This is a genomic window from Variovorax sp. PMC12 (assembly GCF_003019815.1).
Lineage (GTDB): Bacteria > Pseudomonadota > Gammaproteobacteria > Burkholderiales > Burkholderiaceae_C > Variovorax.
This window is the reverse complement of the sequence record NZ_CP027773.1, coordinates 2157683-2170131: the sequence shown is the minus strand read 5'-3', so window position 1 is coordinate 2170131 and position 12449 is coordinate 2157683. Positions and strand designations below refer to the sequence as shown.

Annotated in this window: 15 protein-coding genes; 4 read left to right on the top strand and 11 right to left on the bottom strand. The window is 67.2% G+C overall.

The genetic code is table 11. The features are described 5' to 3' along the window. Positions 1-445: 445 nt before the first annotated feature. Positions 446-655, bottom strand: coding sequence for a hypothetical protein (locus tag C4F17_RS10175; protein WP_081268037.1), 210 nt, complete (start codon positions 653-655; stop codon positions 446-448). A 183-nt stretch (positions 656-838) separates the two neighbouring features. Between C4F17_RS10175 and C4F17_RS10170 the strand changes: the two genes are divergently transcribed. Beyond that, on the top strand, positions 839-1312 hold the full coding sequence (locus C4F17_RS10170; protein WP_106935157.1) for a hypothetical protein: 474 nt from the start codon (positions 839-841) through the stop codon (positions 1310-1312). 99 nt (positions 1313-1411) lie between these two features. Beyond that, positions 1412-3253, top strand: coding sequence for a bifunctional metallophosphatase/5'-nucleotidase (locus tag C4F17_RS10165; RefSeq protein WP_106935156.1), 1842 nt, complete (start codon positions 1412-1414; stop codon positions 3251-3253). Here C4F17_RS10165 and C4F17_RS10160 read toward each other — a convergent pair. The 5 genes from C4F17_RS10160 to C4F17_RS10140 form a co-directional block, all read right to left on the bottom strand. Then, positions 3184-4053: a DUF418 domain-containing protein gene (locus C4F17_RS10160; protein ID WP_081267978.1), complete on the bottom strand. Its 870-nt coding sequence runs from the start codon at positions 4051-4053 to the stop codon at positions 3184-3186. The genes C4F17_RS10165 and C4F17_RS10160 overlap by 70 nt on opposite strands. 127 nt (positions 4054-4180) lie before the next feature. Then, positions 4181-4540 (bottom strand): hypothetical protein, encoded by a 360-nt coding sequence (locus C4F17_RS10155; protein WP_081267979.1) that lies wholly within the window; start codon positions 4538-4540, stop codon positions 4181-4183. A 99-nt stretch (positions 4541-4639) separates the two neighbouring features. Next, positions 4640-5023 carry a roadblock/LC7 domain-containing protein gene (locus C4F17_RS10150; RefSeq protein ID WP_106935154.1) on the bottom strand — a complete coding sequence of 128 codons (384 nt, stop codon included), beginning with the start codon at positions 5021-5023 and terminating at the stop codon, positions 4640-4642. Between the two features lie 26 nt (positions 5024-5049). After that, complete coding sequence (locus C4F17_RS10145; protein WP_106935153.1) at positions 5050-5574, bottom strand: GTP-binding protein; 525 nt, start codon at positions 5572-5574, stop codon at positions 5050-5052. Continuing rightward, entirely contained in the window at positions 5571-6323 is a 753-nt protein-coding gene (locus C4F17_RS10140; protein ID WP_106935152.1) for a hypothetical protein, read from the bottom strand. Before C4F17_RS10140 ends, C4F17_RS10145 begins: the two co-directional genes overlap by 4 nt. A 324-nt stretch (positions 6324-6647) precedes the next feature. On the opposite strand from C4F17_RS10140, the gene C4F17_RS10135 reads away from it, so the two are divergent. Further along, positions 6648-7232, top strand: coding sequence for a BPSL1445 family SYLF domain-containing lipoprotein (locus tag C4F17_RS10135; RefSeq protein WP_081267983.1), 585 nt, complete (start codon positions 6648-6650; stop codon positions 7230-7232). Between the two features lie 22 nt (positions 7233-7254). Here the strand turns inward: C4F17_RS10135 and C4F17_RS10130 are convergent, their stop codons facing one another. The 5 genes from C4F17_RS10130 to C4F17_RS10110 all read right to left on the bottom strand — a co-directional run bounded on the left by C4F17_RS10130 (position 7255) and on the right by C4F17_RS10110 (position 11431). Beyond that, the gene (locus C4F17_RS10130) at positions 7255-8097 is read right to left on the bottom strand and encodes a plasmid replication/partition related protein (protein WP_106935151.1); all 843 of its coding nucleotides are present in this window, start codon (positions 8095-8097) and stop codon (positions 7255-7257) included. A 30-nt stretch (positions 8098-8127) separates the two neighbouring features. After that, positions 8128-8937: a 4'-phosphopantetheinyl transferase family protein gene (locus tag C4F17_RS10125; RefSeq protein WP_106935150.1), complete on the bottom strand. Its 810-nt coding sequence runs from the start codon at positions 8935-8937 to the stop codon at positions 8128-8130. A gap of 25 nt (positions 8938-8962) precedes the next feature. Next, entirely contained in the window at positions 8963-9667 is a 705-nt protein-coding gene (locus C4F17_RS10120) for a glutathione S-transferase N-terminal domain-containing protein (protein ID WP_106935149.1), read from the bottom strand. Positions 9668-9718: 51 nt separating this feature from the next. Continuing rightward, complete coding sequence (locus tag C4F17_RS10115; protein ID WP_106935148.1) at positions 9719-10678, bottom strand: TIGR03571 family LLM class oxidoreductase; 960 nt, start codon at positions 10676-10678, stop codon at positions 9719-9721. 66 nt (positions 10679-10744) lie between these two features. Further along, positions 10745-11431: a TetR/AcrR family transcriptional regulator gene (locus C4F17_RS10110; protein ID WP_106935147.1), complete on the bottom strand. Its 687-nt coding sequence runs from the start codon at positions 11429-11431 to the stop codon at positions 10745-10747. A 204-nt stretch (positions 11432-11635) separates the two neighbouring features. On the opposite strand from C4F17_RS10110, the gene C4F17_RS10105 reads away from it, so the two are divergent. Next, positions 11636-12439, top strand: a complete 804-nt coding sequence (locus C4F17_RS10105) for an SDR family NAD(P)-dependent oxidoreductase (protein ID WP_106935146.1) — start codon at positions 11636-11638, stop codon at positions 12437-12439. Positions 12440-12449 lie beyond the last annotated feature (10 nt).

The window sequence follows — 12449 nt, the reverse complement described above, 5'->3', positions numbered from 1 at the left end:
TAATCGTGAAAAAGAGCACGAAACAAAACTGATGCTGAGCGCTCCCTGAATTATTTATTGCACGTTCATTGCAATTTTTGAAATATTCAAAGAACGCAGTGAAAGATTGGCGCGCTCAATTTCAAGGACAGGCGCGAAAAATTTCACGTCGAGCCGACGGGCGCCGCGAACTATCCGGCGCGTTTTTGCCGACGAGAGGGCGTGATTGGTCTTGAGTGCAAACGCGAGCAGTCCGCGCGAACGGCAATTGCTTACCGTTGCTCAGGTTTCAGGCTGCGTGCAGGCCTGACTCGGGGGATCAGGCGATGGAGGGCGCAAGGCGCGTTGGGAAGCGCATCGGCGTGAAGGTGACGGAGATTTCGTCGACGGCGGCTGTCGACGAAAAGGCTCTTGAAGATCTTGAAGGCAACGCTCTGGGGCACTGCCGCCTGTGCCCAGGCTCGGCTCAGTCCGGCTGGATCACGCCTTCATCGAGATAGCGCTGGTATTCGGCGATGGGAATCGCCGTCGTCTGTGCGCTTCCGCCGTCACCCCAACTCAGCACTGCGCTGTCGGGTGCCAACTGGACCTCGATCGGGCCCTGGGGAATCAGGATGAGGGGGCCATCGCCGGCCCTGTACTCGACATCTCCGGTGACTTTCGCGTTCGCTGGCATGGGGTGCATTCCTTGGGCTGGGGTGGCGGAGCCATCAGCTTACCGCGCCTGTGCGCAGGAGGGGGCGTCGCACCGCGACGAATCGTGTAGGCCTGACCGCCGTTCGCGGTCGTCATATCGGCGTCATGTGCCGCGTGGCACGCTCGCGCTCGTTCCCCTATGGATTGAGATCGAGAAAGTGCGATGAAGCCGCTGCATCGAGTCGTTGCGTTGGCCGCCTGCCTGCTGGCTGTCGTGGTGGTCGTGCTCGCGGCATGGAGCCCCGCGACTGAAAAAGCCGCCAGCGTGAGCGACGCCGCATCGGTTCCGCTGCTCGAGATCCGCTGGCATGGCGGCGGCATCGTGCTGCAGGGCGCGGTGCGTGACTCGGCCACGCAGCATGCGTTGGCACAAGCCGCGGCCGAGCGTCTGGGCGGCGAGACCGACCAGGTGACCGACTGGCTCGACATCAAACCCACAGGGCTCGTCGTGGCCGACCCGGCGGCGCTCGCGCGACTCATCCGTCTTGGGCAGGAGGGCTGGCACCTGCAGCGGCAGCCTGCCGAGGCGCGGCTCGCGGTGCAGTCGCTCGCCGACTCGCGCAGCGCACAGGCCCTGTCGTTGTTGCAAAGTGCCTTTGGCCCAGGTGTCTCGGCCCGCCTGGTCCAGCTGCCCTGAGTTTCGAGAAAGCTCCGAAACCTCCAAGGGCCGAAGGGATTCACGGCGCCGTCATGCGCCTTCACCAGCATCGGCTGCACTCAAAACAGAGGAGGTGCCATGCAACCATCATTGAAACAGCTCGCCCTGGCGGGCGTCGTACTCGCCACGCTGACCGCCTGCGGCGGCAGCAACAATTCGAACAGCCTCCTGCCGCTGCCGGCGCCCACCGCTTCCAATCCGCCGGCACCTGCGCCAGCGCCAGCGCCCGCGGTGCCAGGCACGGTGGATGTCAAGCTCATTGCCTTCAACGACCTGCACGGCAACCTCGAGCCCCCGAAGCTGACGATCTCCGCGCCTGCCAAGGGTGGCGGCACGGTTGCGGTGCCGGCCGGCGGCGCGGCCTACATGGCTTCGGCCATCGCGGCGCTCAAGGAGAAGAACCCGAACAACGCGGTGGTGTCGGCCGGCGACATGATCGGTGCGTCGCCGCTGGTGTCCGCGCTGTTCCTGGACGAGTCGACCATCGAGGCGGTGAATGCCATGAAGATCGACTTCAACGCGGTCGGCAACCATGAGTTCGACAAGGGCCAGACCGAACTGCTGCGCATGAAGAACGGCGGCTGCGCGAAGAACACCGCGCTCGAGCCGTGCCGCGTCAACAAGAACTTCCCGGGTGCGAACTTCGGCTTCCTGTCGGCCAACACCGTGAAGACCGACGGCAACACGCTGTTCCCCGCCACCGGCATGAAGAGCTTCACCAAGGACGGCGCCACGGTGAAGGTGGCGTTCATCGGCATGACGCTGAAGGGCACGCCCAACATCGTCACGCCCGCCGGCGTCGCCGGCCTGAGCTTCAAGGACGAGGCCGACACCGCCAATGCGCTCATCCCGCAGCTGAAGGCCCAGGGCGCCGACGCCGTGGTGGTGGTGATCCACGAAGGCGGCACCACCACCGTGGGCTACAACGACAAGAGCTGCACTGGCCTGAGCGGCGACATCTTGCCCATCCTCAACAAGCTCGATGCCGCCGTCGACGTCGTCATTTCGGGCCACACGCACCGTTCCTATGTGTGCGACTACGGCAAGACCAACCCGGCCAAGCCCTTCCTGCTGACCAGTGCCGGCCAGTACGGCACGCTGCTCACCGACATCAACCTGACCATCGACACCCGCACGCGCAAGGTCACGGCCAAGGCGGCGGACAACGTGATCGTGCAGGGCGAGGGCTACACCAGCGGCGCCACCACCTATGCGGTGACCGACCAGTACCCCGTGTTCGGCAAGAACCAGCAAGTGGCTGCGCTGATCAGCCAGTACCTCACCATCGCGGGGCCGCTGGTGCAGCGCGTGGTGGGCCAGCTCACCGCCACTGCCACACGCACGCAGACGTCGTCGCGGGAAAGCGTGATGGGCAACCTGATCGCCGACGCGCAACTGGCCGCGACCAAGCCGGCCGACAAGGGCGCCGCGCAGATCGCCTTCATGAACCCGGGCGGCGTGCGCGCCGACCTCGCGCCCGCTTCCGACGGCAGCGTGACCTACGGGCAGATCTTCGCGGTCCAGCCCTTCGGCAACAGCCTCGTGGTCAAGACCATGACTGGCGCGCAGATCCGGGCGGTGCTGGAGCAGCAGTTCAACAGCGGCGCCAACACGACCGCGGCGCCGAGGGTGCTGCTGCCGTCGGCCGGCTTCACCTACACCTACAACCTTGCGCAGCCCGCCGGCTCGCGCATCACCAACATGGCGCTCAACGGCACCGCGATGGCCGACGCCACCAGCTATCGCGTCACGATGAACAGCTTCCTGGCCACGGGCGGCGACAACTTCACTGTGTTCAACCAGGGCACGAACACGCTCGGCGGCGACCAGGACGTGGACGCGCTCGAGGCCTACATCAAGGCCGGCAGCCCGTTGGCCCCGCCGGCAACGGACCGCATCACCAACGCCACGCCGCCCTGAGCGGCCGGCGGCGCGCGCAGGCGCATCGGTTGTGGCTTGCCGTGGACCAAGCTGTGCCACACCCACTCTGCCGGGCCGAAGCGGAAGCGGCCCAGCCACCAGCAACTGAAAAGCGCCTGCAGCCCGAAGATCGCGAGACCGGCGAGCGCAACCCCCAGGGGGCCGACCCGCGGCCCCGGGCCCAGCCCGATGCCGTGGAACAAGCCAAGGCCGACCAGCGTCTGTGCGAGGAAGTTGGTCAGCGCCATGCGGCCCATCGGCGCCAGCTTGCACAACCATCGGCGCCACGCGGCTTGCTGGAACAGCAGCACGAAGCCCGCCATGCAGAAAAGGCACAGTGACAGCGGCGCGATGTCGCGCAGCAGGCGCGCAAGGACGAGGCCCGCGCCGCCGTGCAGCCAGGCAGCGACGCGGTTGTCGCCGTGCTGCAGCATCAGCAGCAGCGTGCCCGCGGCCACGCCGACGCCGAAGCTCGCGCGCAACAGTCTGGCCCAGAAGCGCCGGTGCGCCACCGACTGCTGCAGCACCGGCATGCGCAGTTTGCAGGGCCGCGTGCCGCCGGACTGCATTGCGAAGCCGGCGCCGAAGAGCAGCGCGAAGAGGGTGATCGACCTCGCGTCGAGCAGCGGCACCCCGAGCAGCGCGAAGCCGCGCAGCGCGTCGAGCAGTTCAAGGCGCCGAGTGGCTTGCGCGGACCCGGGCACTGCCGGGTATCGCGCGCGCGGCGCGGCGGTGTTCGATTGGCTCGGGGAGCCGCCTGCGGCTGAATAGCGCGGCGGCCTTGCAGGATCGGATGTCATCGGAGTTCGCAGGGTCGGGTCGGACGCCGGATGTCGGGCGGCTGCAGCGAGCCGCCCGTGCCAGACCTGCGATGCTATGAATCAGCATTGCGCGAACATTGCGCTGTTCGGCGCATGCGCCCCGCGCTCAGACGGCCAGGTTCTGCTCCACGTCCAGCGTCTTGCGGCGGGCCAGCGCGAGGTTCGACTTGGCTTTGTCGAGCACGAGGTAGACGAACAGGCCTTCCTTCTTCTGCATCGGCCGGATGATGTGGTACTGCCTGCCCAGGGTGATGAGGATGTCCTCGATGACGTCGTTCAGGCCCAGGTCGCGCATGGTGCGCAGCTTGGCGCGAACCACTTCGGTGTTGCCCGCCGCCGCCACTTCCAGGTCGACGCCCGAGCCGATCTGACCCAGGATCATGCCGCTGCTGGAGTCGACCAGTGCCGCGCACAGCGCGCCGTCGCAGGTCATCAGGTCGTCCATGGATTGCTTGATATTTGCCATCGGAATCTTTCCTAGTACCTCGCCCCTGAAAGTCGGCAGCCACCCGGGCGAAGAGGTGGGCGGCTGCCGGAGTCGAACCGGTGCGGCCGGGGCGGGCCCTCAGGCCTGCTGCAGCGACAGCGTTGCCTGCTTCGCGAAGTAGAGGACCTGGCCGATGATCGCGTCCTTGCCCGTGACGACGCTCACGATGAGGGTGATCTCCGGGTGGCGCGCCTGCAGCATCAGGATGTGGCCGTGGGTCGCTTCGATGGTCACGTTGTCGCAGGCGCCGAGGTTGCTTTCCTCGCCCGCGACCGCGCCCAGCGCCGCCAGAGAGCTGGCAATGGCCGAGAGGCGGGCCACCTGCGCGGTGTTCTCCACGCGCGCGGCCAGTTCCAGGCCGTCCTCGGTCGAGATCACGACCGCTTTCACGCCCTTGATCTCGTGCATCAGCGTGTCGATGGCGGCTTCGGCGGCGAGCTTGATTCTTGGCGTTATTTGCATGAGGACTCGAGGGTGAAGGACGGGGCTCAGGTTTCGAGCTGCAGCAGCAGCAACTCCAGCAGCTCGACCACCTGCCGTGCGTCGGTGACGTTGGCCGGCAGCACGGGGCAGAGCACGCCCCGGGATTCCATACGCTGCGCATAGGCGTCGATGTCGGGCTGGGGGTGGGCTTCCATGCGGCCCACGGCGACCACGCAGGCAGTCCTGGCGATGAGTTCGGCAAAGCCGTCGAGGTAGACGTCCAGGTCGGCCAGCGGATCGGGGCGGCTGTTGTCCACCAAGATCACCAGGCCGAGCGCGCCGCGCGCCAGGATGCGCCACATGAAGTCGAAGCGCATCTGGCCGGGCGTGCCGTACAGGCGCAGCTTCTCGCCGTTGTCGAGCGTGAGTTCGCCGTAGTCCAGGCCGACCGTGGTGGTGGCCTTGGCCACCGAGGTGTCGCTGTTGCGTACGTCGGTGCTGACCGGGGGTATCTCGCTCACGGCGCCGATGGCGGTGGTCTTGCCGGCGCCCATGGTGCCGGTGAAGAGGATCTTGTGTTCGACAGTCATTTGTGCCCGGTCGTCAGCAGGCCGAGGCGGCTGCGGATGCGCGCCAGCAGGCCGGGTTGCACGGGGTCGCGCGCCAGGGCCTGCGGACGGCTGTCGAGCGGCGGGACCGAATCGGGCGCGGACGGCGTGGCAAGCGCGACCGGTGGCACGGCGACGGCGGCGAGCGCGGGTTGGCGGGCGCTTTCGAGCAACTCGGCGCGCCGCAGGTCGGCGAGGAAATCGAGGCAGTCCTGCGGCGCGAGGCCCGAGCGCTGCCGCAGCAGCAGCAGGGAGGTCGGCCGGCCGGTCATGAGGGTGGCCAGGCGAACGCGCGCGGGCGTCTCCAGCAGGGCGGCGGGCGGCCAGCGCAGCAGGCGGAATTCCTCGTCGTCGGCAATGTGGGAGTCGGGCGCCGCGATCCCGAGGCCGCGTGCGTGGACGACCATCGCGCCGAGCCGGTTGAGCGTGTTCTCCAACTCATCGGCATGCAGCGGCAGCGACAGGAAATGGCCGCCGCGCTGCGGATCGGGCTGGCCGATGGCCAGTACCGGCACGGCCGGCGCCGGATCGTCGGCTTCTGCGCTGGCTTGCCCGCCCACCACCCGGAGGTCTGCCTGGCCGGCCTTCCAGGCCCAGTGCTGGTGGGTGCGGTGGTCAAGCAGGCGGACCAGCGACTTGAGAAGCAGCTCTTCGCGGGGCGGCAACCCCTCGACGCTGAAGCTCAGCAAGGCGCGCTGGCCCTTGATCGCGGGAGTGGCGGCGCTCGTCATGGCAGGTATGCGTGACTGCGATGCGCCTCGACGGAGGGCGTCAGCATGGGGCGGATATGCCGGTTTGGATGCAACTCAGGCTCGCAGGAAAGGGTTGTATCAATATGTGTGACGATAAAAATATAACACCTGTTGCAAATAAAAACACAACATTACGGGCGAAGTTGTTGCGTCGAGCACCGGATTCGTTCACCGACACCGTGTCTTCGCGTAGGCGGATTCCTCAAGCCCCATTTGCCCCGGTTTTGCGGATTTAGCATGGCTCATCTGCCGAGGGAGGCAGAGATTTCTTCGCCGAACCATGTTTTTCCAAAGGAAGACGCTATGAACACCCTGAATCTCCGCACGCTTGCCGTTTCGTCTGCTGTCGCCCTGGCCAGCATCGCGTTTGTCGGTTGCACCACCACGAAGCCGCAGGATCAGGCCAGCAGCACGTCGTCGCGCACTTCGATCGACGCGCAGGTCGACGCCTCGCTGTCCAAGCTGTATGACTCCGTGAAGGGCTCCCGCGAGCTGGTCGCGCGTTCGAGCGGCGTGCTGGTGTTCCCCGCCGTGGTGGGTGCCAGCATGGGCGTGGGCGCCGAATACGGCCGCGGCGCACTGCGCGTGAACGGGCGCACCCAGTCGTACTACAGCACCACCTCGGGCTCGCTGGGCTTCCAGGCCGGTGCGCAGTCGAAGGCCGTGGTCTACGTGTTCACCACGCAGGCTGCGCTGGACAAGTTCCGCAACAGCAAGGGCTGGACGGCCGGCGCCGACGCCACCGTGGCCGTTGCAACCATCGGTGCCAACGGCAGCGTCGACACCAACACCCTGCGCCAACCGGTCGTGGGCTTCGTGATGACCAACGTTGGCCTGGAAGCCGGCGTCTCGCTGTCTGGCGCGAAGATCACCGAAATCCAGCTGTAAGCTGACCGCTCGCTAAAAGCACTTAGTGGCCGAGCCGCGCCTGCAGCTCGGCCACTTGCTTGCGCAGGGCGTCGTTCTCCGCAGTCAGCTGCAGGACGCGCTCCTTCAGCAGCTGCACCGTGTCCGCGTCGGAGGACGATTCATCGTCGCCGGCCGCGGTTTCAGCGGGCTCCTCACGTGGTTTTTTCTTCGACTCGCGCACGCGCTTGGCCGCCTGCTTGAGTTCGTCCTTGCCGGCATTCGCCGCGGACACCTGTTCTTCGGCCGGCAAGGTGGCCACTGCCGCGGCGGTGTTGATGGAAATCACGCCCGACTTCACGGCCGCCACCAGTTCAGGCGCTGCCTGCTTCTGGATTTTCTCGATCATCACGACCTGGCTGCTGCTCAGGCGCGCGGCCCTGGCAATGGCCTCGCGGCTGTTCAGCGGGGCGGGCGGCGGCAGGGGCACGGCGCCTTCCTCGGCGCCCGTGTCGGCCGGCGGATCGACGTCGAAGGGCGCATCGCCCGCCGGCGCCGGGGCGGCGGAGGCCACGCGGGCGCGTTGCTGATCCACGATGTCCTTCTTGCGCAAGGCGAGCACGCCGCGCAGGAAATCGGAAATGCTGCGCCGGCCCAGGTGCTGGTCGATCATCCACAGATGCACGTCGTCGATGCTCTTGAAGCGCGTGTTCTGCACGGTCTGGAACGGCAGGCCGTGCTTCTGGCAGATGCCGTAGCGGTTGTGGCCGTCGACCAGCACGTCCCCCCACAGCACCAGCGCGTCGCGGCAGCCTTCGGCCAGGATGCTGCGTTCCAGCGCTTCGTACTCCTCCGGCGTCAGTGGGTCGATGTAGGCTTTGAGTTCTTCGTTGACGACGATGTTCATGGGTGCGGGATCGGGGAGAGGGGCGGAATTCTAGATGCCCGCCGATCCCCCGCTGCGCACCGCCCGTATGTCGAGGGGCCTCTCCCATTGCAGAGGCGCGATGTCGCGGCAAACCAGCCGCATGCCGCTGCCGTCGGTGGCGGCGCAGACGGCAACCAGGTGCCCGGGTGTGGGCCTCAGTTGCCAGAAATGCCGATGCGGTGCGTTGTCGCCGCGCGCGTCACCCCACAGCGCGAATCCGATGCGGTCTTCGGCATCGTCCAGCGCGAAGCCGAAGCTGTCGAGCGGGATCTGCAGGCCCATTCCGCGCGCCTTGATGTAGCTCTCCTTCAAGGTCCACAACTCGAAGAAGCGATGCGCTCGCCGTGTGGGCGGCAACGCGGCCAGCGCCTTCGCCTCGGCCGGCGAGAAGAAGTGGTCGGCGAGCTCCAGAGAGGCCGTGCGGGCGAGGCTCTCGGCATCGACACCGACCTCGAGGTTTCGCGCGAGCGCCAGCACGATCAGCCCGTCCGTATGGCTCAGGTTGAAATCCAGCCCGTCGACGGCCTGCGTCATCGGCTCTGCGATGCAAGGGCGGCCGAAGCTGCCCTCGGCAAAGCGCCAGTCCTGCGGCTGCACCGGCGCATAGCGCGACAGGACCGTGCGCACCAGCACCCGCGTCAGCAGGTGGCGATGCCGGTCGCGCTGGAAGTGGAAGCGCGCGGTCCGCGCAAGTTCATGAGGCTCCAGCAACGCACGGCAGGCCGCCTCCAGCGCCGGATCGCCCGATTCGCCGTGGCGGCAGAACCAGAGATGAATTTCGCCTGGAGGCAGGTGAAGGGTGGCGTCGGCTGGTGACATGAGTGCGCCGATGAGCGCGGCCCGTTCAGCCGCGCTTGGGAATGCCCAGTCCCTTGACGACGGCGGGCCGCGCCACGAAGGCTTCGAGCACGCGGGCGACGTTCGTGAAATCGTTGAAGCCCACCAGCTCGCCGGCCTCGTAGAAGCCGACGAGATTGCGGATCCACGGGAAGGTGGCGATGTCGGCGATGGTGTAGCTGTCGCCCATGATCCATTCGCGGTTCGCGAGGTGCCTGTCGAGCACGCCGAGCAGGCGCTTCGATTCGCCCACGTAGCGGTCGCGCGGGCGCTTGTCCTCGTAGTCCTTGCCGGCGAACTTGTTGAAGAAGCCGAGCTGGCCGAACATCGGGCCGATGCCGCCCATCTGGAACATCACCCACTGCAGGGTCTGGTAGCGGCCGGCGGCGTCCTGCGGAATGAACTCGCCGGTCTTCTCGGCCAGGTACACCAGGATCGCGCCCGACTCGAACAGCGCCAGCGGCTTGCCGCCCGGGCCTTCGGGGTCGAGGATGGCGGGAATCTTGTTGTTCGGGTTGAGCGAGAGGAACTCCGGCGACATCTGGTCGTTGGTCTCGAAGCTCACGAGGTGCGGCTCGTAGGGCAGGCCGGTTTCCTCCAGCATGATCGACACCTTCACGCCGTTGGGCGTGGGCAGCGAATACAGCTGCAGCCGTTCAGGGTGCTGCGCGGGCCATTTCTTCGTGATGGGGAAGCTCGAGAGATCGGTCATGGATGGTGTCCTTGGGTTCACGGAAACTGCAAGCGCCGGATTCTGCACGGGTCAGGCCGCCGGCGTGTGTGCGTGGCCTTGCAGCCGCGGCAACACCTCGCGCCCCAGTTCCTCGACCACCTCCGTGGCGGGCCGGAGGCCGCGCACCACGTTCATCAGCACATGCGCCACGCCGGCGTCTTCCATGCGATCGAGATAGGCCACCAGCGCGTCGCGCCCGGTGCGCAGGCCGAGCTCGATGGGCTCGGCCGGCGCGGCGGGGTCTTCGAGCAGGTCGATCTGCAGCGACTGGATGAAAGGCTTGGCCTCGCCGTCCGCGCGCTCGCGCAGCGCGGTCTGCCACAGGCCGATGCGGCCCTGCTGGCGTGCCTCGTCGCGGTGGTAGGTGGCCCAGCCGTCGGCATGGGCGGCGGTCCATTGCAGCGACTGGCGCGCCGAGCCCACCACCAGCATGCCGATGCGTTCGTCGGGTGGCGCCATCAGGTCGTGGCCGCCGGTGGCTTCGCGCAGCGCGGCGCGGCCGGCTTCATCGGGCGAGAGCGCCGAGCGCACCAGGTTCCAGCGCTCGCGGAAAGCGTCGCCGCGCAGCGCGATGTCTTGCCTGAAGATGGCGAACTCGGCCTCGCGGTCGCCGGAGCCCAGGCCGAGGATGAAGCGCTCGCCGGACAGCCGGTTCAGCGACAGCGCCGCCTTGGCCACATGCAGCGGATGGCGCAGCGGCAGCACCGCCGCGGCCGTGCCGAGCGCGATGCGCCGCGTGGCGCCCGCCAGCATCGCGAGCCACACGAAGGGTTCGTCGAGCACCGATATTTCTTCGCCCTGCGGCACCATCACCGGCACGTCGCGCGTCCACAGCGCGGCAAAGCCGAGCCGGTCGGCGAGGGCGGCAACCTCGCGCTCCGCCTCGGGGTCGGCCATGGCGCCGTTGGCGCGGGCCACGGGCGTCATCAGGCCCAGGGTGAGTCGGCCGGCGAGCAAGGTCCGCCGGTAGGCGGTGTTGAAGGGAGGCATGTACGGAAGACGCGAAGGCGCACGTGAGGTCCTGAAAAAGATGATCGCACGTGCGATCGCATCGCCTCACACGCGTTGAGCGCGCTTGCGTGCTGCCGGCGCGGGCTTGGCCTGCAGCGAGAACAGCCGCACGATGGACTGCCGCACGTCGGCCTGCATCGCGGCCACCGCGCCGGCGTCGCCCGAAAGATGCTTGAGCAGCGCCTGCTGGAACAGCCCGTCGAACAGCGCGTAGGTGGCCGAAGGCGTCAAGCCGGGGTCTTCGCCGGACAGCTCGGCAAAGCGGCTCATGATGCGCCAGATCATGTCTTCCAGGCTCTTGTCGATCTGCACGACGTCGGAGCGGAACGCTTCCTCGAACAGGGCCTGGGAACGCAGGTCGTACCAGAGGCGGTGCACATGGCCTTCGTCGCGCAGCGTGTCGGCCAGGCTCTGCAGGAAGCCTTCCATCAGCTCGTCGCAGGTGTTCGCGCTGTCGACCGCATGGTCGTAGCGGGTGACGCAGCGCGCCTTGTACTGCTTGACGCTGCAGATGATCAGGTCGATCTTGTCGCTGAAGTAGTAATGCAGCACGCCGTGCGAGAACTCGGAGTTCTGCGCGATCTCGCGCAGGCTGGTGCGCGCATAGCCCAGCGCGGCCAATGTGGTGAGCGCGGCCTCGCCCAGTTCCGCACGCCGCTCCGAGAACTTGTCGATCCTTGCCTTGGGCACGCGCTCCGCTTGCTTCTTTGTTGAGCGTTGTTCTGTCGTCATTTCAAAACGGACCGCTTGCATGCCGGCCCCCTGTATCCGTGTTGATTGCAAACCATAGCACGCAAGCGGAAGAACCCGCATCCGGCGTGTCACGCATGCCATTCTATGGATTCTTGACACTCGTCAAATAAATCCTTGACACGTGTCAAGTCGATTTCTAGCATGGCCGCTCCATCTCACAAACATATCCACAGGAGACAAGTGATGGCCAAGTTCGACTTGAAAGGGCGCCGTGCGCTCGTGACGGGCGGCGCGCGCGGCATTGGCGCGAGCATTGCCGAAGCGCTGGCGGCGGCCGGTGCGTCCGTGATGATCGGCGACGTGCTCGCCGACCTCGGGCGTGAGACCGCCACCCGGCTTTCTTCTTCAGGCGCGAAGGTGGGCTTCGTTCCGCTCGACGTCACGAAGGACGGCGACTGGGCCTCGGCCACCGAGACCACGGTGAAGGAGCTCGGCGGCTTCGACATCCTCGTCAACAACGCGGGCATCGAGATCACCTCTCTGGTGATCGATGTCGACGGCGACGACCTGCGTCGCATGCTCGACGTCAACGTGGCCGGCACGCTGCTCGGCATGAAGCACGCGTTCCGCGCGATGCGCCCCGGCGGCAGCGCGGGCGGCGGCGGGGCGGTGGTCAACATCGCGTCGGTCGCGGCCACCATCGCCTTCCCGGCCATCGCCGGCTACTCGGCCACCAAGTCGGCGGTCGACCGCGCCACGCGCGTGGCCGCCATGGAGTCCGGCAAGCTGGGCTACGGCGTGCGCGTGAACTGCATCTACCCCGGGCTGGTGCCCACGGACATGGGCATGAAGCTCGCCAACGACATCGTGGCCGCTGGGCTCGCGCCCAGCGTGGAAGCGGCCGTGGGCGACGTGGTCGGCCAGACGCCGCTCGGGCGCCTGGGCGAGGTCGGCGACATGGCCGACGTGGTGGTCTTCCTCTGCAGCGACGCAGCCCGGTTCATCACCGGCGCCGGCCTCGCGGTGGACGGCGGCATGGGCATGTGAGCACACGGCA

What these genes read in the sequence shown, in the direction of transcription:
- C4F17_RS10120 (WP_106935149.1), bottom strand. Translation starts at nt 9,667, where the DNA reads ATGACCGATCTCTCGAGCTTCCCCATCACGAAGAAATGGCCCGCGCAG.
- C4F17_RS10130 (WP_106935151.1), bottom strand. Translation starts at nt 8,097, where the DNA reads ATGAACATCGTCGTCAACGAAGAACTCAAAGCCTACATCGACCCACTG.
- C4F17_RS10110 (WP_106935147.1), bottom strand. Translation starts at nt 11,431, where the DNA reads ATGACGACAGAACAACGCTCAACAAAGAAGCAAGCGGAGCGCGTGCCC.
- C4F17_RS10115 (WP_106935148.1), bottom strand. Translation starts at nt 10,678, where the DNA reads ATGCCTCCCTTCAACACCGCCTACCGGCGGACCTTGCTCGCCGGCCGA.
- C4F17_RS10150 (WP_106935154.1), bottom strand. Translation starts at nt 5,023, where the DNA reads ATGCAAATAACGCCAAGAATCAAGCTCGCCGCCGAAGCCGCCATCGAC.
- C4F17_RS10145 (WP_106935153.1), bottom strand. Translation starts at nt 5,574, where the DNA reads ATGACTGTCGAACACAAGATCCTCTTCACCGGCACCATGGGCGCCGGC.
- C4F17_RS10125 (WP_106935150.1), bottom strand. Translation starts at nt 8,937, where the DNA reads ATGTCACCAGCCGACGCCACCCTTCACCTGCCTCCAGGCGAAATTCAT.
- C4F17_RS10105 (WP_106935146.1), top strand. Translation starts at nt 11,636, where the DNA reads ATGGCCAAGTTCGACTTGAAAGGGCGCCGTGCGCTCGTGACGGGCGGC.
- C4F17_RS10140 (WP_106935152.1), bottom strand. Translation starts at nt 6,323, where the DNA reads ATGACGAGCGCCGCCACTCCCGCGATCAAGGGCCAGCGCGCCTTGCTG.
- C4F17_RS10165 (WP_106935156.1), top strand. Translation starts at nt 1,412, where the DNA reads ATGCAACCATCATTGAAACAGCTCGCCCTGGCGGGCGTCGTACTCGCC.
- C4F17_RS10135 (WP_081267983.1), top strand. Translation starts at nt 6,648, where the DNA reads ATGAACACCCTGAATCTCCGCACGCTTGCCGTTTCGTCTGCTGTCGCC.
- C4F17_RS10160 (WP_081267978.1), bottom strand. Translation starts at nt 4,053, where the DNA reads ATGACATCCGATCCTGCAAGGCCGCCGCGCTATTCAGCCGCAGGCGGC.
- C4F17_RS10155 (WP_081267979.1), bottom strand. Translation starts at nt 4,540, where the DNA reads ATGGCAAATATCAAGCAATCCATGGACGACCTGATGACCTGCGACGGC.
- C4F17_RS10170 (WP_106935157.1), top strand. Translation starts at nt 839, where the DNA reads ATGAAGCCGCTGCATCGAGTCGTTGCGTTGGCCGCCTGCCTGCTGGCT.
- C4F17_RS10175 (WP_081268037.1), bottom strand. Translation starts at nt 655, where the DNA reads ATGCCAGCGAACGCGAAAGTCACCGGAGATGTCGAGTACAGGGCCGGC.